Origin of the sequence: Parapedobacter defluvii, assembly GCF_014642075.1 — a bacterium.
Classification (GTDB): domain Bacteria; phylum Bacteroidota; class Bacteroidia; order Sphingobacteriales; family Sphingobacteriaceae; genus Parapedobacter; species Parapedobacter defluvii.
Genome location: NZ_BMIK01000054.1, coordinates 1 through 1230 on the forward strand (window position 1 = coordinate 1; position 1230 = coordinate 1230).

The following is a 1230-nucleotide window of genomic DNA, read 5'->3' on the forward strand; positions in this document are numbered from 1 at the left end:
CAGGGAAATCGCTTTTAAAAATACGCGGCGAGCAGGATGCTTCGGAAATCGTCATCCAGGGCAGCGCGTTGCCTCTTTTTAGGCTTACTTAACTTTGATTCGGATTCCCGTTCGATCATGGCCAGTGCCATTTTAGCGATGATCTGGTAATTGAGTGCCGCATTTCCTTTCTTCTTCAAGGCTGCATCTTCCCTGAATATGACGTCCAATGTCCAGTGGAGGTTGTTTTCGATTGCCCAGTGACTGCGGATGGCTTTGGCGATCACTCCCGGCCCAGCGTTAAGCGAAGAGATATAGTAGCTGGCCTGGGTGCTTGATTGACCGGATCGTTTATCGGTGCGTTCAGAGGTGATTTTGGCGATGGTTCTCAATCCCGGCCAGTCTTCCCGATCGTCCAGAAACGTGAGATTATCGGTTGCCTGGCAGGTTCTTCGCTCAATTCGTCCGTGCCCGGCATCCAGGGTAACTTCTTTTTCAACCGCCGGTTTCATCCCGAACACTTTTACGACCTGTTCCTTGAGTTCTTCCTGATTGTCTTTGACCATCAGTACATAATCCGCTTTCTTTTCAATGATCGCTCCTGCGATCGTTTTCTGGCATCCCATCGCGTCAAGGGTAACTATGCAGCCTTCAAGCGACAGGGTATCCAGCAGTGCCGGGATAGCGGTGATCTCATTGCTTTTCTCATCAACGGCCCGCTGGCCCAAACAGATCCGGTTGCCCGAAGCATAGGCTGAGACGACATGGAAAGCTGACTTCCCGCCCGCTTTGTTGTCCGAACCCCGGATCGTTTTACCGTCGATGGCCACCACCTCTCCTCCGGTCAGTTCCGCAATCGAGGCAACCCAGGCACTGAATGCCTGGCTGAACGATTCGGGGTCAAGCGCTGCAAAAACCTTCCCCAATACATCGTGTGAGGGAATGCCGTGACGGTAAGGATAATATTGCCGTAACCATTCCAATTTCGAGCGGCCGAACATACTGATCGATGTCCAGTCATCCATGCCGCTCAGCACAGCCGAAATGCACAGAAACAGGATCTCTTCCAGTGGATACATAAAATGACCGCGGTTGGTCCTTCGGGGATCTTTCACCCCGGAAAAATAATGAGAAAAAACTTGGTATGGCTTATTAGTCGGATTTGAAAAGGGCATTTTTTTTCACCCTAACCATTTCCATAAATATACGGATACTATTCCTAATCCCAAAATCTTAAAAGCGATTTCCCTG

Annotated in this window: 1 protein-coding gene; it reads right to left on the reverse strand. The window is 50.1% G+C overall.

The window, feature by feature from the left end:
* Positions 1–14: 14 nt before the first annotated feature.
* Entirely contained in the window at positions 15–1154 is a 1140-nt protein-coding gene (locus tag IEX60_RS24695) for an ISAs1 family transposase (protein WP_188754062.1), read from the reverse strand.
* Between the last annotated feature and the right edge of the window lie 76 nt (positions 1155–1230).

What these genes read in the sequence shown, in the direction of transcription:
- IEX60_RS24695 (WP_188754062.1), bottom strand. Translation starts at nt 1,154, where the DNA reads ATGCCCTTTTCAAATCCGACTAATAAGCCATACCAAGTTTTTTCTCAT.